The organism is Spirillospora sp. CA-142024 (assembly GCF_050942325.1).
In the GTDB taxonomy this organism is placed as follows: domain Bacteria; phylum Actinomycetota; class Actinomycetes; order Streptosporangiales; family Streptosporangiaceae; genus Spirillospora.
On sequence record NZ_CP192077.1, the window covers coordinates 7373148 to 7393803 of the forward strand.

Genomic DNA, 20656 nt, shown 5'->3' on the forward strand with positions numbered 1-20656 from the left:
CTGCGGGCGTTGGGGGAACCCATCAGGCTGGGGGAACCGGTGGGGATCCGCTCCGCAGGGCGGGGGCGGTCTATGAGTGCAGCGGGATGTGCGGTCTGTCCACGTGACGCAGGGGCCTGGTGATCGGGCAGCCCACGGTGCGAGCGGCGCCCAGCATGTAGCCGTAGTCGATCGCGATCCGCGACCACACGGCCTTGCCCTCGCCCAGCTCGAACCATCCCCAGCCGCCGGACGCGAACGCCTGGACGAGGACCAAGCCACGCCCGGACGTGCCGAACGGGTGCGGCTGCTGGATCGCGGGCCGGCCGGGGTGGTCGTCCCACACGCACATTTCGACACCTTGGTCGATTCGGCTGACCCATGCGCGGATGTCCCTGCCCTCGCAGAGCCGGGCCGCATTGGACGCGAGCTCGGACATGATCTGACAGGCGTCCCCCTCGAAGGCGCCGAGCCCCCAGGAGGCGAGCGCGCCGCGCACAAGTTCGCGCGCGAGACAGACGGTCTCGGGACAGGCCCGGAAAGTCGAGCTGAATAGGTCTTGTGGATATATGTCCATTACGGGTGTCGCGGACATCGGTCCACCTCTCGCGGTCTGCGTTTTCTGCCCACAGACTGACGTCGGCGAGTATGGTTGTCCCATTGCGTTTGGAGATCACAATCGAGGAGATCTTGAATGGCAAGGGCGGACACTCTCGACCCGGACAACAACCCCTGGCATTGGCTGGCCGTTGACCTGCGGGTATGGCGCATCCGAGAGAATCTTTCACAGGCCGAAGTGGGACGTTTTTGCGGCGTCGATAATTCTCGGGTTGCCAACTGGGAATCGGCCAGCGCGAAACTACCGCAGACCCACGCCGAAACTCTTGACCGGATATGGAAGACTAAAGGGCATTTCGCCCGCCTCCGCCGACTGGCAGAGTCCGCCCACGATCCGAACTGGTTCGACCAGTACACGCAGTACGAGGAGCGGGCCGAGGCGATCAGCGCCTACTCGGCACTCGTCATACACGCCCTCTTTCAAACCGAGGATTATGCTCGGGCGCTCATCGAGGGCGCACAGGTTGCTGACGACGTTGAGGGCACTCTTGCTGCTCGCATGGCACGGCAACAGATCCTGAACGCCCGCGAAGTCCCCGACCTGCGGCTACTCGTACGGCAATCTGCCCTTGAAGACCCGGTGGGCGGACCCGACGTTATGCGGGCGCAGCTTGGCCACCTGCTGGACTTGAGCCGGCGTAAGGGGATTGTCGTGAGGGTTCTCCCGAAGGCCACAGCCGCGCATCCCGGGGTTGACGGCTCATTTACGATCTTGAGAATCGGCGAGACGGAGCACGGTTGGTCGCCCGCTGTTCACGGCGGGCGGCTCGTCTCCGACCCGGCGAAGATCAGGGACTACCGGCTACGGTGGAATCTCATAGGGGACGATGCCCTGTCCCGAGACTCGACCCGGAGTCTCCTGCGTGAGCTGATGGAGGCCATGAAGTGAACCCACCCGTATGGCGCAAATCAAGCCGAAGCGGTTCGGGTGCTGGCGGAGGGCAAGACTGCGTCGAAGTTGCCGCCCTCGCCGAGGGGTGCGGCATCAGGGACAGCAAGGCCCCCGACGCCGGACACCTCACTCTCTCCTCAGAGAGCTTTGCCCAGCTCATCACCGCCGTGAAGCGGGGAGAGCTGCACCTGTAATCCCCGTTACCTCCCGAATAGCGCACGCAACGGCCTCGCCTTTGGCGGGGCCGCTGGCATGTCCGGGTACCTGTGAGCAGGGCCGGTCGAACGCCGGGCTGGCTGAACGGTCGGCCCGGCTCAGGTTAGGGAAGGTCGCTGGGGCGGCGTCTTCCGTTCTGCGGTTCATTACGCGGTCTTGCGCAAGCGTTGACGCCCGGCGGGTGAGGGCTTCACCAGGGGCGCGTCATGATCAGCGGGCTGTTTCCGCTGAGAGGGGCGTCGCCGATGCGCAGGGTCGTGGCCGGGGTTGTTGTCGTAGGGGTGGCGGTGGCCGGGAGCCTGCCGGCCACCGCGGAGACGGGTCCGGCGCCGGGGGCGGGCGGGGCCGGGTCCGGCGAGCGGCCGGACGCGCGGGCACTGGCGCTGCCTTCGTCGACCGATGTCGGGGAGGTCCGGTTCACCTCGGTGGAGCGGACGGCGCCCGGGGTGACGTTCCGGACGTTCGAGACGTCCGGGACTGGCGGGCGGGTGCTGGGCGACCTGCTGGACGTCGATCTGCGCGACCGGCGGGTCTCCGTGGGCCTGTTGCATCCGCCGGTCGTCGCCGCGCGGCGGACAGTGTCGGAGATGGCGGTCGCGCAGCGCGCGGTGGCCGGGGTGAACGGCGACTTCTTCAACATCAGCGAGACGCGTCCCGGGGTGGTGCCGACCGGGGCGTCGTCCGGTCCCGAGGTGGACGGCGGGCATCCGCGCAAAGGGGCGGTACCGGACGGGCAGCGGTTCGGACCTGCGCTGCCGCCCGGCACGTCCGCCGAGGACGTCATCGGCGTCGGTACCGACCGGCGCGGGCATGTCGCGCGGCTGCGCCTGGCCGGGAGCGTCCGGTCCAAGCGCGCGTCCATCGCCTTGCGGGGGCTCAACCAGTACGCGCTGCGGGTCGGGACCGTCGGCCTGTTCGATGCCCGGTGGGGTGAGGTCTCCCGGCAGCGCGCCGTGTGCGGGACGGACGAGGCGCGCAGCGGCCCGTGCAGCACGAAGACAGCCGAAGTGACCGTCCGGCGGGGCGTGGTGACGGGTGTGTCCGACCAGGTGGGCGCGGGCGCGATCCCCGAGGGCACGGCAGTGCTGGTCGGGCGGGAGAAGGGCGCCGACGCGCTGCGCCGGCTCCGGCCCGGTGACCGGGTGCGGGTGTCCTACCGCCTCACCGGGCCGGTCCGGTTCCGGTTCGCCGTCGGCGGGTTCCCGATCCTGCGGGACGGGACGCCGCTGCACGGCCTGAGCCCCAACGGCCCGGCGCCGCGCACCGCCGCCGGCGTCAGCCGCGACGGGCGGCATCTGTACCTCGTGGTGGCGGACGGCCGGTCGCTGCAGAGCGGCGGCCTGACCATCGCCGAAGTGGCGTCCCTCCTGGACAAGGCCGGCGCCGACGATGCCGTGAACCTCGACGGCGGAGGCTCTTCCACTTTCGTCAGCCGGGTGCCCGGCGCAACGTCGGTGGCCGTCCGCAACACCCCGTCGGACGGGACGGAACGCGCCGTCGCCAACGGCATCGGCGTATTCAGAGTGGGCGCTCCGGGCAGTTGACCGGGGGCAGGGCGGCCACCTCGTCGAAGGCCGGCCCGACCCGGCCGCGGCCGTGACGGCGGCGGGCGAAGGCGCCCTGTCCCGAGCGGACGGCCCGGCGCGGTACGGGGAAAACCCGGAAGCCATTCGGGACATGCGTCCCGGCCCTTAAGGGACCAATGTCCCGCATTTACCCGGTGGTACGCCCTGGCCGCGTGAAGATCTTTTTCAGGCCATTCAGAAGGATCAGTGGACCTGCTTTTCGAACCGGTCGCTCGGACGGCCTGATCTGGCCATCCACCCGGATCACGCGATTACCGGGTGAAGACGCCCTGACCAGCGCACAGCGACCCTCATAACCTGCGGAAAGGCGTGCTTACCCCTTCCGGTGGCAGGTATGCAGGAGCGTTGGACGAGCTCGCGAACCGCCGGAAATATGGCCCCAGCGAAACGATAGGCCCCCCGGGCGAGTGCTATTAATAGCGATTACGGCGAAGGGCCGGGGGGCGGAGCACAGGGGGCTGCAGCGGGTGGAGTTCTGGACGCTGATCGGCGGATCTCTGATCACCGGTCTGATAAGCATGATTCCGGAAGCGCTCACCGAAGAGCTCCGGACGCGGGGAGTGCTGCGCCGGCAGCGGGAAGAGGCGCGACTCAGCGAGATCGCCGACCGCCGCAGGAATGCCGCGCAGCTGGCCTATCTGGAAGAGGAGCACAGGCGCCGGGAACTGCTGGAACGCTACCGGTACCAGACCGCGCGCTACCCGCTGGGTGAGATCGGGCGGCTGCGGGACCTCGCCGGGGACGACCACCGGCCGGCGGTGCTCGTCTCCCCGCCGGTCCGCGCGAGCGACACCGTCCGGCTGAGGATTCCGGGGCTGGTGCACGACGCGCTGCACGACGTGAACGACTTCGTCCGGTACGCCGCGCTGCACACCGGCGGGTTCGTGAGCGACGGCGGAGTCAGCCGGGCCATCGAGGGGTCGGTCGGCGCGGCCGAGATCAGCGCGCTGGAGTTCTCCGGTCGTCCGGCGATCCTGGTGTACTTCGAGGCCGACGGCGACCGGCTCAACGCGTTCGCCTACCTCGGATCGGTCTTCCCCGCGGCGGACGGCCCGGCCGGGTTCCCCGTCCGGATCGCCAGTTTCAGCAGGGGCGGCGGGACCACGACCAGGGCGGACGGCTCCCTGCCCGTCTGGCCGCACGTCAACCTGAGCGAACTCGACCACCCGGACGAACTGGTGATCGCGGCGCTCGTCGCCTCCTTCGTGGTCAGCTGCGTGGAGGCGTTCTGGAGCCTGCAGGGCGTCCGCGATCTGAGGCTTGGGACGATCCCCGCGCTGCCGTCCTCCGCTCCGCGCCGGGGGGCGCTCATCGACCGCGTGACCGACACCGGCTCGGTGTTCGGCCACCGTGTTGAGACGGAGGCGCTGGCACTGCTGAACCTGGGATTCCAGCCGATCGAGACCGTGGAGTACGGACCGGACCAGGTGGCGCTCATCGCGTCGCGCGACGACCTCGCCGTCTCCTTCGTCCTCGACCCGGACTTCCCCGCGAGCCCGCCCGAGGTCTTCTACGTCGATGCCGGGGCCCGCGAGCACGTCGCACTCGACCCGTCGGTCTGGTCGCCAGAGCACACCCTGGCCGAAATCGTGGAGGCGCTCCGGTGAGCGAGCACTACATCGTCCGAGTCTTCGAGTCCGAACTCGACCTGATCACCCATGAGACGCTCGGCCATCAGGAGCTGGAGACCGGCGGGAACCTCTTCGGCCTGTTCAGCCACGGCGGCGGGCCGACGGTGTTCCTCGCCACCCGGCCCGCGGGCGACGTCCACAAGACCGCGACGTCGATGAGCCTCGATCCGGAGGTGACGCGACCGCTGGAGGAACTCGCCTGGGGCCGGTTCGGCGTCCAGTTCATCGGCATGTGGCATTCCCACCACTGGATCGGCCTGATGGAGCCGAGCGGCGGCGACCGGGAGCGCACCCGCCGGTACGCCGAGCGGCACCACCGCCCCCAGTACACCGAGATCCTCGCGAACTTCGTCGGCACGCGGGGGGATCGGAAGAGCACGGCCGTCCAGCTCACCCCCTTCTGGTACCTGGACGCGCGGCAGCTGACCCGCGCCGAGACGGTCATCCAGGTGCTGCCCGGGATGAGCCCGCTCCGCCGGGCGCTCGGCGACGTCGAGGTGGAGCCGCTTCTCCGCGAGGCGCTCCGTCCCCCCGGACGGCTTCCGGAGAACGTCTACCGGCTGGCGGCGTCACGGGGGACGCCCCCTTCCCCCGGTCTCTCCGGCTGGCGGCGGTTCCTGCCCGGCCAGCATGCCGGCGACGCGCCCGCCGAGGACTTCGACGAGGTGGCGGACGACCGGCAGAAGGACACGCCGCCGCCGGAGGAGAAGACGCCGGACGAGCAGGAGAAGGCGAGCGAACAGGAGGGGGCGGGCAAGCAGGACCGACCGGCCGAGCAGGACGGGGCCGGCCCGGCGCATCCGACGCTGCGGCCGATCCCCGACCTCACCGAATACATCGTGAATCACGTCGAGCCGGTGACGCGGCGGCTGGGCGGCAAGTTCGAGGTGGAGCTGCAGCCGGGCGGGCCGCACGAGCTCTTCGTCATCGTCTCGCTCAAGGGCGGGCACGCGAAGCTCATGATCCGTGCCGGCTGGGACGGCGACCGGGCCGTCGCCACGCAGTGCAGGGTCGAAGACCGCCGCAGCCACCTGGACTGGCCGCCCGGCCAGGGCGGACGCCTGACGTTCGAGCTGGGAGAACCGCTCTACTGGGGGATCCGGCAGCTCGAGCGCCTGTACTGAGCGGAAGACGGGGAAGAGGAGAACACCTTGGCCTGGGACGGCTACCAGCAGATGCGGCTCGCCCACGAACGCGCGGGCCTGCGTGAGTACTGCCCGTCGTTCAGCTTCTACGACACGCTCGGCAAGACCTATGTCTCCGGGTACTGGACGAGCAACACCGACCGCGTCTACGGCGTGCGGATCGACGTGCCTCCCGGGTATCCGGACGAGTGCCCGAGCACCTACATCGTGTCCCCGAGCCCGCTCATGGACCGGACCGGGACCAGGACCATCGAGTCGTACGGGACCAGCCACGCCATGCACGTGTGGAAGTCCGACCGGCCCGGCTGGCCGAAGATCTGCACCTACCAGCCCACGCGGTGGTCGGCCGCCCACTCGATGCTCAAGGTCATCCGCAAGGCGGAGCTGTGGATCTTCGCCTACGAGTGCCATCTGCAGGACGGGCAGCCCCTGCAGAACTTCCTCCTGGACGCCTGACGGCCACGATCGACACCACGGGAGCCCCCATGGCCAGTGACAAGCACGACGACATCCGGCAGTTCATGGAAGAGACGCGCAAGCAGGGCGGCCGCCCGCCGGCCGGGAAGCGGCTCGTGCAGAACCCTCAGACCGGCAAGTTCGAGGTCCGGTCGGTCGGCGAGCGGCTCGGCGACGACATCCCGCAGTTCGACGTCGAGGACATGAAGGCGTTCGGCCGTGGGTGACCGGTGGCCGCGGCAACTGGTGTTCACGGGCGCCGGCGCCGCCATGGCCGGGCACGCCCCCGTCCGGCTCGCGCTCACCCTGCGCGACCGGGGCGACCTCGGTGTCGTCGACGGGACGGCGGGCCATGACGTCCTCGCACTGCCCGAGGAGCCGCAGGACGGCCGGGACCTCACGGAGCCGGGGGCGCTGATCGTCTGCTGGCCGGACGGTCCCGGCGTGCGCGCGCACCGGATCACGACCGGGACGCTCGGCGAGCGGATCGGGACGATGTGCGTCCCCGCCGAGGCCGACGCGATGGAGCGGGTCCAGGGCATCCTGGAGACCGACGTGCTGAGCCGCAGGTCGGTGGCCGTCCTCGGTCTCGGTTCAGGCGGGAGCTTCATCGCCCGGGAACTGGCCAGGGCGGGAGTGGGCCGCTTCCTCCTCCTCGACCATGACCGGCTGGAGGTCGGCAACGTCTCGCGGCACGAGTGCGGACTCTCCGACGTCGGCCGGCTCAAGGCCAACGCCATGCGCGACCTCGTCCGCGACCACCATCCCGCCGCCCGCGTGCACACCAGCGATCTGCGGATCAGCGGTACGACCCGGCACGAACTGCGCGACCTGCTGCGCCAGGTGGACGCCGACCTCGTCGTCTGCGCGACCGACAACCGGGAGAGCCGCCTGCTGGTCAACCGCCTCTGCGTCGAGGAGGACCTGCCGCTGATCCTCGGCGGCGTCTACCGCCGCGCGTACGGCGGCATCGTGCAGCGCGTGATCCCCGGGCTGACGCCCTGCTACCAGTGTTTCGTGCAGGCGCTGCCGGCCCAGGCCGGCGACAACGAGATCAGCAGTGACGGCGACGCGGCGCAGGTCTCCTACACCGACCGGCAGGTGGCCCCGCAGCCCGGCTTGTCGTCCGACATCGTCCCGATCGCCCTGCACATGGCCAAACTCGCGCTGCTGGAGCTGCTCGGCGGGGAGTCGCCCACCTTCGCCCCGCTCGCGGCCGACCTCGTCGCGCCGATCCACCAGTGGATCAACCGGCGGGAGTTCGGGCACGCGGGCCTGCGGCCGCTGGGGGTCTCCATCGACGAGCAGAGCGTCCTGCGCTGGTACGGCGCGCTGCTCCATCCGCTGGACGACTGCGCCGTCTGCGCCGCTCCCGGCGAGGTCGGCGAGGAGGACGCCGCCGCGTTCGCGGGCTGAGCACGGCGATCGGCGTTCCGGAGATCTCACTGGACGGGAGGGCGCGCGGGTAGAGGAGCCGGGAGGCGTTACTCTACCAAACAGTTGTTAGAAAGAGGTCGGGCATGGATCTTGAGTTCGGGGCGGCGGACGAGGAGTTCCGCGCCGAGGTGCGGGCGTGGCTGCGCGAGCACGTCCCGGCGGAGCCGCTGCCGTCGCTGGAGACCGAGGAGGGCTTCGCGGCCCACCGGGAGTGGGAGCGGACGCTCGGCGCGGCACGGCTGGGGGTGGTGTCGTGGCCCGAGGAGTACGGCGGGCGCGGCGTCTCCGTGCTGCGGTGGCTCGTCTTCGAGGAGGAGTACTACGCGGCGGGCGCACCGGGACGGGTCAGCCAGAACGGCATCAACCTGCTGGCTCCGACGCTGATGAAGCACGGGACGCCGGAGCAGCTCGCCCGGATCCTGCCGCCGATGGCGGCCGGCGAGGTGATCTGGGCGCAGGCGTGGTCGGAGCCGGGAGCGGGCAGCGATCTCGCGGCGCTGCGGTCCACGGCCACGCGGACGGACGGCGGCTGGCTGCTCGACGGGCAGAAGACCTGGAGCTCGCGGGCGGCGTTCGCCGACCGGGGGTTCGGGCTGTTCCGGTCCGATCCCGAAGAGTCCCGCCACAAGGGGCTGACCTACCTGATGTTCCCGCTGGACGCGGAGGGGGTGACCGTCCGCCCGATCGGGCGGCTGGACGGCAAGCCCGCGTTCGCCGAACTGTTCCTCGACAGGGTCTTCGTCCCGGACGAGGACGTCATCGGCGCACCGGGCGAGGGCTGGCGGGTCGCGATGGCCACGGCCGGCAACGAGCGCGGGCTCACGCTGCGCTCCCCCGGACGGTTCACGGCGGCGGCCGAGCGGCTCGTCGCGCTGTGGAAGGAGCGCGCCGACACCTCCGGCACGGCGCTGCGGGACCGGGTCGCGGACGCCTGGATCAGGTCGCGGGCCTACCGGCTCAAGGGGTTCGAGACGATCTCGCGGGACGACGACATCGGCGCGGAGTCCAGCCTCAACAAGGTCTTCTGGTCGGAGCTGGACGTCGCGCTGCACGAGACCGCGCTCGACCTGCTCGGCCCGGACGGCGAGCTGGAGTCGGAGTGGCTGGAGAACTACGTGTTCTCGCTCGCGGGCCCGATCTACGCGGGCACCAACGAGATCCAGCGCAACGTGATCGCCGAGCGGCTGCTCGGCCTGCCGAGGGGGTCGCGGTGAAGTTCGTTCTCTCCGCCGAGCAGCGGATGTTCCGCGAGTCGCTGCGCGGGCTGCTGGCCGACGCGGGAACCGCGAAGATCGTCCGGGCCTGGGCCGCCGGGGACACCGGGCCCGGGCGGGCGCTGTGGTCGTCCGTCGCCGAGGCCGGGGTGTTCGCGGTGGCCGTCCCGGAGGAGTCGGGCGGCGCCGGGCTGCTTCCCGTCGAGCTGGTCGTCGCGATGGAGGAGCTCGGCCGCGCCGCCGCGCCCGGGCCCTACGTGGAGACGCTCGCCGCCGCTGAATTGCTGGGCGATTCGCCATGGGCTTCGCGTATCGCCGAGGGGGAGGCGATCGTTTCGCTGGCCGTCCCGTACGCGCTGGACGCCGACGTCGCCGACCTCGTCCTGACCGCGGACGGGACCGAGCGGCAGGCCGGCGAGGCGGTCGCGTCGCTCGACCCGGCGCGGCGGCTGTTCCGCGTCGGCGGCGCGTCCGGCCGCACCGACCTCGGTGTGCTGCTCTGCGCGGCCCAGCAGGTCGGGCTCGGACAGGCGCTGCTGGACGTGTCCGTCGAGTACGCCAGGACGCGGCAGCAGTTCGGCCGTCCGATCGGCGAGTACCAGGCGGTCAAGCACCACCTGGCGAACGCGATGGTCGAGCTGGAGTTCGCCCGCCCGCTGCTGTACGGGGCGGCGCTGTCGTACGGGACGCCGGACTTCGCGCGGGACGTGTCCGCCGCCAAGGTCGCCGCGTCCGAGGCGTCCTACGGGCTCGCCAAGACCGCCCTCCAGGTGCACGGCGCGATCGGCTACACCGACGAGTACGACCCGTCACTGTGGATCCGCAAGGCGCGCGCCCTGTACTCGGCGTGGGGGTCCGTGGCCGAGCACAGGGCCCGGGTCATGTCCGCGCTTTGAGGTCGACGCGGCGGACCTTGCCGGACGCGGTCTTCGGGAGGTCTTCCACGAAGACGACCTCCCGGGGGACCTTGAAGTTCGCGAGCCGCTCACGGCAGTGCGCGACCAGCTCGTCCGCCGTGGCCGTCCTGCCGGGGCGCAGCCGGACGTAGGCGCGCCCGACCTCTCCCATGCGCGAGTCCGGGACGCCGACGACGCCCGATTCGGCGACGGCCTCGTGGCGGGCGAGGACGTCCTCGACCTCGGCCGGGTAGACGTTGAAGCCGCCGACGACGAACATCTCCTTCGTCCGCCCGGTGATGGTGAGGTTGCCGCGCTCGTCGAGACGCCCCCGGTCGCCGGTGTCGAGCCATCCGTCGCGGATGGTCTTCGCGGTCTCCTCGGGATCGCCGAGGTAGCCCTTCATCACGTTGTAGCCGCGGACCATGACCTCGCCGTCCGTGCCCGCCGGGACCCGTTCGCCCTGCTCGCCCACGATGGCGATCTCGACGTCGGCGATGGCCTTGCCGCAGGTGGTCGCGATCGTCTCGTCGTCGTCGTCCACCGAGCAGGCGGACACGGTGCCCGACGACTCCGTCAGCCCGTAGGCGGTGACGACCTGCGGGAACAGTTCGGCCCTGATGCGCCGCACCAGCGCGACCGGGACGTCCGCCGCGCCCGTCACGGCCAGCCGCAGAGACGAAAGGTCGCGTTCCTCCCTGCCCGGCGCGTCCAGCAGCGAGGTGTAGATCGTCGGCGGCCCGGGCAGCACGGTGATCTTCTCCTGCTCGATCAGCCGCAGCGTCTCCGGGACGTCGAACGTGCGCTGGAGCACCATCGTGGCGCCCTTCAGCACGCACGCCAGCATGCCCGCCTTGTAGCCGAACGAGTGGAACATCGGGTTGACGATGAGGTACCGGTCGCCAGCCCGCACGCCGGTGCGTCCCGTCCACGCCTCATACGTCCGGACGTTCTGCTCATGCGTGCACATGACGCCCTTGGGCTTGCCTGTCGTCCCGGACGTGAACAGGATGTCGGCGATGTCGTCCGGCCGGACGGCCGCGGCCCGCGCGTCGGCCTCCTCACCCGGCACGGCCTTGGAGAGGAACTCGTTCCAGGTGACGACGCCCGGACGCGCCGTCCCGTTGAACGTGACGACGGTCTCCAGCGCGGGCAATCCAGGGAGGGTGCCCGACCCGTCCAGCCCGAGCATGCCGGGATAGTCGATGCCGAGGAAGCCGTCCTCGACGAAGAGGACCTTCACGCCCGCCCTGTCGAGGGGCCACCGGGCCTCGTCGCCCTTGAAGCGCGTGTTGAGCGGCACGAGCGTCGCGCCCGCGCCCAGGGCGCCGAGCACGGTCACGATCCAGGGCAGGCCGTTGGGCGCCCAGATCGCGATCCGGTCCCCCGGCGCGATGCCGGCGCCGATGAACGCGCCCGCCGCCTCCCGGACCCGTTCGCGCAGCTCGGCATAGGTGACCCGGACGTCGCCGTCCACGACGGCCTCCGCGTCCGGAAACTCCGTCGCGGCCCGCGCCACCAGCCCCGGAATCGTCAGCTCGCTCATGAAAGCCCATCTTCCCGATCCGCACCGCCCGGAGACCCCGCGGTCCCGGTGAGCGGTACGACCAGCTCGTCGCGTGAAAGTCGATGACCCTGTGATTCTGCTTTCCCGCGCCCTCACTTTCGAGGGGTCGCGCAGGGACCGCGACCGGATCCGGTACTCCGCCCGTGGTAGCGGCCGGGCCCGGCTGCGCCGCGCGTGGTACGCGGGGTGTCGCCGCGCACGGGACGACACATGCCGAACCTGCCCAGCATCGTCACGTCCTGAGAGGGATGACGTCCAGAAGGGACCTGGAGACATGGCGATACAGGAACAGGACCGCGTCCGTGCCCGGCCGGACGCTCGCCTTCGCCTGGGCAGGAAGTGGCGCAAGGCGACGCTTATCGTTCACATCGTGTCCGCCGGCGCGTGGATCGGGATCGACGTCATGGTGGCGGTCCTGGTCCTGACGGGACGCTTCGGCACCTCGGACCAGGTGCGCGGCCTCGCCTACCAGGCGCTGGCTACGTTCGTGGTGTGGCCGATGCTGACGTCCGGGCTCATCTGCCTCGTAACGGGCATGCTGCTGGGGCTCGGCACGCGGTGGGGACTGCTGCGGTACTGGTGGGTCGCGACCAAACTCGTCCTCAACCTCGTCCTGTGCACGCTCATCCTGGTCCTTCTGCAGCCGGGCATGGGCGACGTGGGCGACTACGGCCGGACCCTCGCCTCGGGAGCGCCCGAGCCGGACTTCATCTCGACCCTGTTCTTCCCGCCAGCCGTGTCGCTGACGGCGCTGACCTTCGCGACCGTCCTCGGCGTGGCCAAGCCATGGGGCCGCATCCGGAACCGGCAGCGATGATCATCCCGCCCGCCGGGCCGCTCAGGACTCCCGCAGTTCCCTGGTGGCCGCCCGGTACGCCCCGGCGACGCGGTTGAACATGTCGAGCAGCAGGGATGCCTGCTCCGGTCCGAAGTGGGCGCCGACCTCGTCCAGATGCCGCCTGGAGCCCGCGCAGGCGGAGTGGTAGTCGTCCATGCCGCCCTCGACCAGTTCCACCGTGACCGTGCGCCGATCGTGCTCGCCGCGCACCCGCCGCACGTAGCCGGCCTTCTCCAGCCGGTCGACCAGCCGGGTCGCCGAGCCGGTCGGCGACCGCCTCGTTGTGCAGCAGCACCGCGATCAGGAACACTTCAGTTTGGAGGCGATATGGACGTCCTCGTCATCGGCGCGGGGGTGGGCGGCCTGGCCACCGCGCAGGTGCTGCTGGCCGCAGGCCACCGGGTGCGGGTCTACGAGCAGGCCCCCGCCCGGCGGACGGGCGGCAAGGCGCTGCTCGTCTGGAGCAACGGGAACGCCGTCCTGAACGATCTCGGCATCAGCCTGGACGGCGCCGGCAACCGCATCGACCGGATCGAGTCGCTGACCCCGGACGGCCGGCTGCGCATCGGCCAGGACATCGCCCACGCCGCCGCGCGCTTCGGCTTCGTCACCCAGGCGATCCCCCGCCGGCACCTGCTGGAACGCCTGGCCGCCGGGCTGCCCGACGACCTGATCCGGTTCGGCATGGAGTGCCGGAGCGTGACCCAGGACGCCGACGGGGTCACGGCCGTCTTCGCCGACGGGACGACCGACACCGCGGACCTGCTCATCGGGGCCGACGGCCATCACTCGGTGGTGCGGCGCCTGCTGTGGGGCGAGAGCGGCGTCCGGCCGGCGACCTTCGGCACCTGGCAGGGCCTCGGCCCGGTCGACATCGAGATCACCGACACGCACCGCCATCTCATGGTCTCCGGGCGGGAGGGCGCGTGCGGGCTGATGCCCGCGGGCGGCGGCCTGCTGCAGTGGTGGTTCGACGTCCGCTGGTCGCCCGCGGACCCGCGTCCCGCCTCCCCGCTGGACGAACTGCGCAGCCGCTTCGGGCACTGGGCGTCCCCCGTCTCCGAGGTGCTCGCCGCCGCCACCGACGACGACCTCGAATTCTTCGGGCACCACTGGAACAAGGTCCGCCGGGCGTGGGGAGAGGGCCGCGTCACCCTGGTCGGCGACGCCGCCCACACGATGCCGCCGACCCTCGGGCAGGGCGCCAATCAGACCCTTGAGGACGCGTGGGTGCTCGGCCGCGAACTCGGCAGGGAGGGCGGAGACCCGGTCGCGGGGCTGCGCGCCTACGAAAAGGCCCGCTACCGGCACATCTCGCGGGTCTCCCGGATGGCCAAGCGCAACCCCGCCAACTGGCGCGTTCCGCCGCTGATCGGCCGGCACCTCCCGGAGACGTCCCAGACCACGCTCCTCGCCCGCTTCAGCAACCGGCTCACCGACGGACCCCGCTGACCACGCGATCCGGACGGCAGTGGAATTCATCGCCAAATGATCAAGAAATAGCGCCGGACGCCAATCTTGTGGCTTTTTCCGCACCTTCCCTCTACCGTTCCAAACGGGGCATGACGCATGGGCCGGAGGCGCCGGTGAACGGGTGGCAGGTCGACGGATTCAGCGAGATCAGCGAACTCGGAGCGGGCGCCCAGGGCCGCGTCGTGCTCGCCGTCCCGCCGGGCGGGCGAGGCCGGGTGGCGATCAAATACCTGGCGCCGGCGATGCTCGCCGACGAGCGGAGCCTCGCGGTCTTCCGGAGGGAGGCCGAGACCCTCGCCAGGGTCGCCGACCCGCACGTGGCCCGGCTCTACCGGTACGTGGAGGAGCAGCGGGGCGCCGCGATCGTCATGGAGGCCGTGGACGGCGCGTCCCTGCGGCAGGTGCTGGACGCGCGGCGCCGGGAGGGCGGCGGGGCCGTTCCCCCGGAGAGCGCCCTCGCCGTGCTGAAGGGTTCGCTGCTGGGGCTGGCCGCGGCCCACGCGGTCGGGGTGGTGCACCGGGACTACAAACCGGCCAACGTGGTCGTCCGGCCGGACGGCACCAGCAAGCTCATCGACTTCGGCATCGCCGTCCTGTCCGGGCAGAGCTCCCGCGCGGGCACCCCCGCCTACATGGCGCCCGAACAGTGGCAGGGCAGCCCCGCCTCCCCCGCCACCGACCTCTACGCCGCGAGCTGCGTGCTGTTCGAATGCCTCACCGGCGCGAAGCCTTACCAGGGCGGCGGCACGGCGCAGCTCATGGCGCAGCATCTGAACGCCCCCGTCCCGATTCAGGCCGTGCCCGAGCCGGTGCGTCCACTGGTGGCGCGCGGCATGGCCAAGAACCCGGCGCAGCGCGCGTGGGACGCCACCCGGTTCGTCACGGAACTGGAGCGCACCGCCGTGGCGGCCTACGGCCCCGACTGGGAGCGGCGAGGGCTGGGCGCTCTGGCCATGGCGGTCGCCGCGTTCGCCGCCGCCGCTCCCGTCGCGATGCTGGGCTCCTTCACCACTGGCACGGCATCCGGCACGGCGCCCGCGGCACCCGGGACCGCTTCCCTCCAGCAGGGTGCCGGCGAAGCGGTGGCACGGCACGGCCGCGGATTCCTCCGGCGCGCGGCCGGGACGAAGACGGCCGTCACGGCGGCGGCCGCGGTGACCACCGCCGCCATCGTCGCGGCCGGGGTGCTGCTGCGGGGCCAGTTGGAGTCCGACACCACCGACACGGCCGACGGCGGGACGCGGACCGGCGCCGCCCCGACCCCCACGACCGTCGGAGGCCAGGCGACCGGCACCCTCCGGGGAGGCTTCCGCAACCCCGCGCCGTTCGGCACGTCCCAGGGGCCGAGCATCGGCTACCAGTTCACGGTCACCCCCGCGCGGGTGAAGCCGGGGACGACGCTCTCGCTCGTCGCGAAGTCGTCGTCCAGGAACCCGCCCGGCGCGCACACCCTGATGATCGGCAGCCCTTCGCGGACGGAGCAGCTCGCGTTCTACCCGGTGCCCCCGTCCGCCGAGGGAGCGCTGCCCACCGGCACCACCCAGGCGTTCCCCAGCGCGACGAAACCGGGCCGCGAGAACCATGGCGAGGCGCCCGGCGGCTGGCGCCTCACCGACTTCGCCTACACGTACACGCTGACCGTCCCGCCGAACGGCGCCCTGCGCCCTGGACGCTACCTGGTGAGCCCGTTCATGCCGCCCGTGTTCACCCAGGTCACGATCAAAGGCAGCCCGGTGTCCCCGCAGTCCGTGGGCGCCTACACCGAGGGGACCCTGCCGATGATCACGATCCTGCCCGGGACGTCCGCGCAGCCCGGCCCGTCGTCCCCGTCATCCCCGCCCGCCACGCGCAAACCCTCGGGCTGCCGCACGATCACCCAGAGCGACGGGGACCGCATCGTCGTCTGCTGACCCCGATCATTCGTCCGCCCCCAGGACCAGGCCGCTCGTCGGGACGCCGGTCCCGGCGGTGACCAGGACGTTGTGGACGTCCCCCGGCTGGTTCGCCGACGTTCCCCGGACGAGCCGGACGGCCTCCGCGATGCCGTTCATGCCATGGATATAGGCCTCGCCGAGCTGGCCGCCGTGGGTGTTGAACGGGAGCCTGCCGCCGATTTCCAGATTGCCGTCCGCGACGAAGTCCTTGCCTTCGCCCTTGGGGCAGAAACCGAGTTCTTCGAGCTGCGGCAGCACCAGTGGCGTGAAATGGTCGTAAAGGATTGCGGCCTGGACGTCGGCCGGGGTCAGACGCGACTGGGCGTACAGCTGCCGTCCGACGAGGCCCATTTCCGGGATGCCGGTGATCTCGGAGCGGTAATAGCTCGTCATCATGTGCTGGTCGTTGCCCGATCCCTGCGCCGCGCCCCAGATCACCGCGGGACGGTGCGGGAGGTCGCGGGCGCGTTCGGCGGACACGATGACGAGGGCCTGGCCGCCGTCGCTCTCCTGGCAGCAGTCCAGGAGGCGGAGCGGCTCGGCGATCCAGCGGGAAGCCTGATGGTCCTCCAGCGTGATGGGACGCCCGTAGAACCACGCGGCCGGGTTCCGGGCCGCATGCTTGCGGTCGACGACGGCGATACGCCCGAAGTCCTCGCTGGTGGCGCCGTACTCGTACATGTACCGGCGGGCGAACATCGCGACCCACTGGGCGGGGGTGGAGAGCCCGAACGGATTCATCCACGCGTAGGCGGCGCTGTCGGCGCTGACGTCCGCGGGCCGGTCCGCCTGGCCGAGACCGTAGCGGGTGCCGGAGCGCTCGTTGAACGCGCGGTAGCAGACGACCACGTCGGCGACGCCGGTCGCAACGGCCATCGCGGCCTGCTGGACGGTGCCGCAGGCGGCGCCGCCGCCGTGCCCGATGCGGGAGAAGAACCTCAGCTCGCCGATGCCGAGGTTGCGGGCGATGTGGATCTCCGAGCTGGTGTCGGCGGTGAAGGTCACCATGCCGTCCACGTCGGACGGCTGGAGACCCGCGTCAGTGATGGCGGCGAGCACCGCCTCGCAGGCCAGCCGCAGTTCGCTGCGGCCGGACTCCTTGGAGAACTCGGTGGCGCCGATCCCGGCGACCGCGGCCGCCCCCGGCAGCACGCTCATGTGCCGCTCCCCTGCTCCTGAACGACGGGCAGTTGGAGGACCACCGTGCCGGTGACGTGCGGGCCGATGGTGTTGACGCCGCGCACCTTGATCTCGACCCTGCCCCCGGCCTCCTTGGCCGAGACCGTGCCGGTCAGCACCATCGTGTCGCCGGGGTAGTTCGGCGCGCCGAGACGGATCCTGATGGCCTTCACCACGGCGGCCGGCCCGCCCCATTCCGTCACGTAGCGGTCTACGAGCCCGTTCGTCGTCAGGATGTTCATGAAGACGTCCTTGGAGCCGCGCTCGACGGCGAGCGACGGGTCGTGGTGGACGTCCTGGTAGTCGCGGCTCGCGATGGCCGTCGCGACGATCATCGTGCGGGTCAGCGGGATGCTCAGCTCGGGGAGCTCCTCGCCCACCGCCAGGTCCTCGAAGCGCTTGCCCCTGCCCGTGATCACAGGGCGGCTCCCAGCAGTTCGAGGTCGGCGGAGGCGCCGCCGAGCGTCCCGGAGATCTGCTTGCCCCACAGGAAGTGGCGGTGCACCGGATAGTCGACGTCCACGCCGATGCCGCCGTGCAGGTGCTGGACGCGGTGGACGACGTTCAGCCCGCCCTGGTCCGACCACCATTTGGCGACGAGGACGGCAGTCTCGGCGTCCTCCCCGGCGGCGATGAGCGAGAGCGCGTGCCAGAGGCAGACGCGGAGCGCGTCGATCTCGATGTAGCAGTCGGCGAGCTGATGCTGGGCGGCCTGGAACGTGGCGAGCGGACGGCCGAACTGCTCACGTCCGGCCAGATAGTCGGCGGCCATGCGCAGCGCACCATCGGCCACGCCGACCTGGACGGCCGCCAGGGAGACGCGGGCGAGCCGCAACACCGCGGCCAGAGCGCCGTCGCCCAGGGCCTGCGCCGGGGCGCCGTCGAGGGTGAGATGACCGGCGGCGTCCCGGCTCGTGGTCTCGGCACGCTCCCAGGACCCGGCGGACGTCTCGACCATGAAGAGGCCGGGCCCTTCCGGCGAGGAGGCCGAGACCAGGACATGACGCGTGCCGAACGGCGTCGGAACGACGGCCTTCGTGCCGGACAGCAGCCAGCCGGAACCGTCGCGGACGGCGACGCACCCCGGCGACGCCGGATCCGCGGCGCCGAACTCCTCCAGCGCGACGGTCAGCCGGACCGTCCCGTCCAGGACGCCCGGGAGGACCTCCTGCTGCGAAGCCGTCCCGTGCGACGCGAGCGTCAGGGCCGCGACGACGGCCGGCCAGATCGGGACGGGCGCGACGACGCGGCCCTGCTCCTCCAGCAGGACGGCCAGCCCGGCGACGCCCAGCCCGGCTCCGCCGGCCGACTCGGGAAGCGCGACGCCGAGCAGGCCGGTGTCGCCCAGTTCCTTCCACAGGCCCTCGTCGAAACCGTGCCCGGACTCCTCGGCGGCCCTGATCCGTGCCTGGGTGGCCCGGTCGGTGAAGATCCGCCGGGCAAGGTCCCTGACCGTCTCCAACTCTTCGCCAAGCGTGAAGTCCATCAGCGCTCCTTGGGTTCGGCCGGGCGGAACGCCGGCAGGGACAGGTCGGGGTCCGGGTCGATCCAGTCGAGGACGACGGGCATGCCGATCTCGACGTCCTCCGGCGCGACCCCGGTCATGTTCGTGATGAGGCGGGTGCCCTCGGCCAGCTCGATCACGGCGACGACCAGCGGATAGTCGAAGGCGGGATGGCGCGGGTGGTGGTTGACCACGTAGCTGTGGACGTGGCCCTCGCCCTGCGCCTCGACGGTGTCCCAGTCGAACGAGCCGCACTGCGGGCAGCACGGGCCGGGCGGGTGCCGCAGCGACTTGCAGTCGGCGCAGCGCTGGATGACGAGCCGGTGCTCGCGGGCCGCCTCGAACCAGAACGCGTTGTCGAGGTTGATCGCGGGCCGCGGCCGCAGCGGCTTCGGCTCGGGCTTCGCGGCGGGACGGAAGCGGAGAAGCCGCCAGCGCTGCGTGGCGACGACCTCGCCGGACGCGTCCCGGTACGTCTTCACCGTGCTGACGAAACGTCCGGCGCCGAGGGCGGTGTTCTTCTCGGGGGAGATCGACTCGACGGTCTCCTCGACGCTGACGTGGTCGCCCGGCACCAGCTCGCGGTGGAACTCGAACTCCGAGTCGGTGGCGACCACGGAGGTGTATCCGCCCTCGGCGAGCAGGTCGGTCAGCTCGTCCGGGCCGGCCGGGTCCTCGCGGACGGACGCCGCGTAGCCGCGCATCGTCCACGCCTGGATCATCGACGCGGGCGCCACGACGCCCTCGCGCCCGGTCGCGCGGGCGGCCGCATCGTCCAGGTAGACGGGGTTGTCGTCCTCCATCGCCTCGACCCAATGCCGGATCATGGGGATGTTCACCGGGTCCTGCCCGACGCGGGGCGCTCCGACCTGACGTCCGACCCACGCCTGAAGACGTGCCTCGTATTCGCTCATGACCGCCTCGACCTCGGCAGACCCAGCCCCTGGACGGCGACCATGTCGCGCAGCACCTCGTTCACGCCGCCGCCGAACGTGTTGACGATGCCCTGCCGGGACAGCTGCTCGATCTGCCCGTACAGCACGGCGCCCGGCGATTCGGGGCGGATCCGCCCGGCGGCGCCGAGCACGCCGGTCAGCGTCCGCTGGACGTCGATGTGCGTCTCCGTCCCGTACGACTTGGCGGCCCCGGCCTGGGCGCCCGTCAGCGTCCCCGCCTCCACCGCCATGGTCATCTTCCAGTTCATCAGCCGCATCGCTTCGAGCCTGGCGTGCGTCCGGGCGAGGTCGGCGCGCACCCAGGGCAGGTCGAGCGCGCCGTTCTCGCGGGCCCAGTCCCGGACGTCCTCCCACAGCCGGATCATCCGGCCGCCGAGCGCGGCCAGGCCGATGCGCTCGTGGTTGAGCTGGGTGGTGATCAGGCTCCAGCCGCCGTCGACGTCCCCGACGACCGACGACGCGGGCACCCGGACGCCGTTGTAGTACGTCGCCGTCACGACCATCCCGCCGACCGTCCGGATCGGGCTCCAGGAGAACCCGTCGGCGTCGGTCGGCACGGTGAGGATCGAGATGCCCTTGTGCTTCGGCGCGTCCGGGTTCGTCCGGGCCGCCAGCCAGATGTGGTCGGCGGTGTTGGCGCCGCTCGTGAAGACCTTGCTGCCGTCGATGACGAACCGGTCGCCGTCCCGGACCGCCTTCGTGCGCAGCGACGCGAGGTCGGTGCCGGCGTCGGGCTCGGTGTAGCCGATCGCGAAGACGATGTCGCCGGACAGGATGCCGGGCAGGAAGCGCTTCTTCTGCTCGTCCGTCCCGAACCGCATGAGCGTCGGGCCGACCGTGTTGACGGTGACGAACGGGAACGGCAGCCCGGCGCGCTGCACCTCGTCGAAGAACACGTACTGCTCGGCGACCGACCTTCCCTGGCCCCCGTACTCGGCCGGCCAGCCGTAGCCGAGCCAGCCGTCGTTGCCGAGCATCTTGACGATCTCGCGGAACCGTTCGCCGCCCGCGCCCTGCTCGCCGGCGCGGCGCCGGACGTCCGCGGGCAGCAGGCCCGCGAAGTACGCCCTCAGTTCCGCGCGCAGCTCGCGGTGCGCCTCGGACTCACGCAGATCCATACCTGCCCTTTCTGGGG

At 71.3% G+C, this 20656-nt stretch carries 20 protein-coding genes and 1 pseudogene; 13 read left to right on the top strand and 8 right to left on the bottom strand.

Features of this window, described 5'->3' with window-relative positions:
• Positions 1-70: 70 nt before the first annotated feature.
• Positions 71-418, bottom strand: a complete 348-nt coding sequence (locus ACQPZP_RS34805) for an ATP-binding protein (RefSeq protein WP_433473933.1) — start codon at positions 416-418, stop codon at positions 71-73.
• 255 nt (positions 419-673) lie between these two features.
• Here ACQPZP_RS34805 and ACQPZP_RS34810 point away from each other — a divergent pair, with 255 nt between their 5' ends.
• The 10 genes from ACQPZP_RS34810 to ACQPZP_RS34855 all read left to right on the top strand — a co-directional run bounded on the left by ACQPZP_RS34810 (position 674) and on the right by ACQPZP_RS34855 (position 10070).
• Positions 674-1486, top strand: a complete 813-nt coding sequence (locus ACQPZP_RS34810) for a helix-turn-helix domain-containing protein (protein WP_433473934.1) — start codon at positions 674-676, stop codon at positions 1484-1486.
• Positions 1483-1683 (top strand): DUF397 domain-containing protein, encoded by a 201-nt coding sequence (locus ACQPZP_RS34815; RefSeq protein WP_433473935.1) that lies wholly within the window; start codon positions 1483-1485, stop codon positions 1681-1683. The genes ACQPZP_RS34810 and ACQPZP_RS34815 overlap by 4 nt, the downstream gene beginning before the upstream one ends.
• A 267-nt stretch (positions 1684-1950) precedes the next feature.
• Positions 1951-3249 carry a phosphodiester glycosidase family protein gene (locus tag ACQPZP_RS34820; protein ID WP_433473936.1) on the top strand — a complete coding sequence of 433 codons (1299 nt, stop codon included), beginning with the start codon at positions 1951-1953 and terminating at the stop codon, positions 3247-3249.
• 560 nt (positions 3250-3809) lie between these two features.
• Positions 3810-4898, top strand: coding sequence for a hypothetical protein (locus ACQPZP_RS34825; RefSeq protein ID WP_433473937.1), 1089 nt, complete (start codon positions 3810-3812; stop codon positions 4896-4898).
• Entirely contained in the window at positions 4895-6046 is a 1152-nt protein-coding gene (locus ACQPZP_RS34830) for a hypothetical protein (protein ID WP_433473938.1), read from the top strand. The genes ACQPZP_RS34825 and ACQPZP_RS34830 overlap by 4 nt, the downstream gene beginning before the upstream one ends.
• A 27-nt stretch (positions 6047-6073) precedes the next feature.
• A complete protein-coding gene (locus ACQPZP_RS34835; RefSeq protein ID WP_433463644.1) occupies positions 6074-6523 on the top strand; it encodes a hypothetical protein in 450 nt (149 codons plus the stop codon).
• 29 nt (positions 6524-6552) lie between these two features.
• Positions 6553-6750 carry a hypothetical protein gene (locus ACQPZP_RS34840; protein ID WP_433463645.1) on the top strand — a complete coding sequence of 66 codons (198 nt, stop codon included), beginning with the start codon at positions 6553-6555 and terminating at the stop codon, positions 6748-6750.
• Complete coding sequence (locus tag ACQPZP_RS34845; RefSeq protein WP_433473939.1) at positions 6743-7939, top strand: HesA/MoeB/ThiF family protein; 1197 nt, start codon at positions 6743-6745, stop codon at positions 7937-7939. Before ACQPZP_RS34840 ends, ACQPZP_RS34845 begins: the two co-directional genes overlap by 8 nt.
• Positions 7940-8043: 104 nt before the next feature.
• On the top strand, positions 8044-9174 hold the full coding sequence (locus tag ACQPZP_RS34850; RefSeq protein ID WP_433473940.1) for an acyl-CoA dehydrogenase family protein: 1131 nt from the start codon (positions 8044-8046) through the stop codon (positions 9172-9174).
• On the top strand, positions 9171-10070 hold the full coding sequence (locus ACQPZP_RS34855; protein WP_433473941.1) for an acyl-CoA dehydrogenase family protein: 900 nt from the start codon (positions 9171-9173) through the stop codon (positions 10068-10070). Before ACQPZP_RS34850 ends, ACQPZP_RS34855 begins: the two co-directional genes overlap by 4 nt.
• On the opposite strand, the gene ACQPZP_RS34860 is transcribed toward ACQPZP_RS34855, so the two are convergent.
• Positions 10054-11616: a FadD3 family acyl-CoA ligase gene (locus tag ACQPZP_RS34860; RefSeq protein WP_433473942.1), complete on the bottom strand. Its 1563-nt coding sequence runs from the start codon at positions 11614-11616 to the stop codon at positions 10054-10056. The two genes, ACQPZP_RS34855 and ACQPZP_RS34860, sit on opposite strands and share 17 nt — an antisense overlap.
• Positions 11617-12007: 391 nt before the next feature.
• On the opposite strand from ACQPZP_RS34860, the gene ACQPZP_RS34865 reads away from it, so the two are divergent.
• On the top strand, positions 12008-12454 hold the full coding sequence (locus tag ACQPZP_RS34865) for a hypothetical protein (protein WP_433473943.1): 447 nt from the start codon (positions 12008-12010) through the stop codon (positions 12452-12454).
• Positions 12455-12475: 21 nt separating this feature from the next.
• Here ACQPZP_RS34865 and ACQPZP_RS34870 read toward each other — a convergent pair.
• Positions 12476-12733, bottom strand: a pseudogene (locus tag ACQPZP_RS34870) (MarR family winged helix-turn-helix transcriptional regulator); the annotation flags it as partial.
• A 69-nt stretch (positions 12734-12802) separates the two neighbouring features.
• Here ACQPZP_RS34870 and ACQPZP_RS34875 point away from each other — a divergent pair.
• Positions 12803-13927 (top strand): FAD-dependent oxidoreductase, encoded by a 1125-nt coding sequence (locus tag ACQPZP_RS34875; protein ID WP_433473944.1) that lies wholly within the window; start codon positions 12803-12805, stop codon positions 13925-13927.
• Between the two features lie 110 nt (positions 13928-14037).
• Positions 14038-15858, top strand: coding sequence for a serine/threonine-protein kinase (locus ACQPZP_RS34880; RefSeq protein ID WP_433473945.1), 1821 nt, complete (start codon positions 14038-14040; stop codon positions 15856-15858).
• Between the two features lie 6 nt (positions 15859-15864).
• On the opposite strand, the gene ACQPZP_RS34885 is transcribed toward ACQPZP_RS34880, so the two are convergent.
• The 5 genes from ACQPZP_RS34885 to ACQPZP_RS34905 are packed head-to-tail and all read right to left on the bottom strand — an operon-like array spanning position 15865 to position 20639.
• A complete protein-coding gene (locus tag ACQPZP_RS34885) occupies positions 15865-17040 on the bottom strand; it encodes a lipid-transfer protein (RefSeq protein ID WP_433473946.1) in 1176 nt (391 codons plus the stop codon).
• Positions 17037-17480: a MaoC family dehydratase gene (locus ACQPZP_RS34890; protein WP_433473947.1), complete on the bottom strand. Its 444-nt coding sequence runs from the start codon at positions 17478-17480 to the stop codon at positions 17037-17039. The genes ACQPZP_RS34885 and ACQPZP_RS34890 overlap by 4 nt, the downstream gene beginning before the upstream one ends.
• The gene (locus tag ACQPZP_RS34895; RefSeq protein WP_433473948.1) at positions 17477-18547 is read right to left on the bottom strand and encodes an acyl-CoA dehydrogenase family protein; all 1071 of its coding nucleotides are present in this window, start codon (positions 18545-18547) and stop codon (positions 17477-17479) included. The genes ACQPZP_RS34890 and ACQPZP_RS34895 overlap by 4 nt, the downstream gene beginning before the upstream one ends.
• The gene (locus ACQPZP_RS34900; RefSeq protein ID WP_433473949.1) at positions 18547-19479 is read right to left on the bottom strand and encodes a bifunctional MaoC family dehydratase N-terminal/OB-fold nucleic acid binding domain-containing protein; all 933 of its coding nucleotides are present in this window, start codon (positions 19477-19479) and stop codon (positions 18547-18549) included. Before ACQPZP_RS34900 ends, ACQPZP_RS34895 begins: the two co-directional genes overlap by 1 nt.
• On the bottom strand, positions 19476-20639 hold the full coding sequence (locus ACQPZP_RS34905) for an acyl-CoA dehydrogenase family protein (protein WP_433473950.1): 1164 nt from the start codon (positions 20637-20639) through the stop codon (positions 19476-19478). Before ACQPZP_RS34905 ends, ACQPZP_RS34900 begins: the two co-directional genes overlap by 4 nt.
• Positions 20640-20656: the final 17 nt, after the last annotated feature.

What these genes read in the sequence shown, in the direction of transcription:
- ACQPZP_RS34805 (WP_433473933.1), bottom strand. Translation starts at nt 418, where the DNA reads ATGTCCGAGCTCGCGTCCAATGCGGCCCGGCTCTGCGAGGGCAGGGAC.
- ACQPZP_RS34810 (WP_433473934.1), top strand. Translation starts at nt 674, where the DNA reads ATGGCAAGGGCGGACACTCTCGACCCGGACAACAACCCCTGGCATTGG.
- ACQPZP_RS34820 (WP_433473936.1), top strand. Translation starts at nt 1,951, where the DNA reads ATGCGCAGGGTCGTGGCCGGGGTTGTTGTCGTAGGGGTGGCGGTGGCC.
- ACQPZP_RS34825 (WP_433473937.1), top strand. Translation starts at nt 3,810, where the DNA reads ATGATTCCGGAAGCGCTCACCGAAGAGCTCCGGACGCGGGGAGTGCTG.
- ACQPZP_RS34840 (WP_433463645.1), top strand. Translation starts at nt 6,553, where the DNA reads ATGGCCAGTGACAAGCACGACGACATCCGGCAGTTCATGGAAGAGACG.
- ACQPZP_RS34850 (WP_433473940.1), top strand. Translation starts at nt 8,044, where the DNA reads ATGGATCTTGAGTTCGGGGCGGCGGACGAGGAGTTCCGCGCCGAGGTG.
- ACQPZP_RS34860 (WP_433473942.1), bottom strand. Translation starts at nt 11,616, where the DNA reads ATGAGCGAGCTGACGATTCCGGGGCTGGTGGCGCGGGCCGCGACGGAG.
- ACQPZP_RS34875 (WP_433473944.1), top strand. Translation starts at nt 12,803, where the DNA reads ATGGACGTCCTCGTCATCGGCGCGGGGGTGGGCGGCCTGGCCACCGCG.
- ACQPZP_RS34880 (WP_433473945.1), top strand. Translation starts at nt 14,038, where the DNA reads ATGACGCATGGGCCGGAGGCGCCGGTGAACGGGTGGCAGGTCGACGGA.
- ACQPZP_RS34885 (WP_433473946.1), bottom strand. Translation starts at nt 17,040, where the DNA reads ATGAGCGTGCTGCCGGGGGCGGCCGCGGTCGCCGGGATCGGCGCCACC.
- ACQPZP_RS34895 (WP_433473948.1), bottom strand. Translation starts at nt 18,547, where the DNA reads ATGGACTTCACGCTTGGCGAAGAGTTGGAGACGGTCAGGGACCTTGCC.
- ACQPZP_RS34900 (WP_433473949.1), bottom strand. Translation starts at nt 19,479, where the DNA reads ATGAGCGAATACGAGGCACGTCTTCAGGCGTGGGTCGGACGTCAGGTC.
- ACQPZP_RS34905 (WP_433473950.1), bottom strand. Translation starts at nt 20,639, where the DNA reads ATGGATCTGCGTGAGTCCGAGGCGCACCGCGAGCTGCGCGCGGAACTG.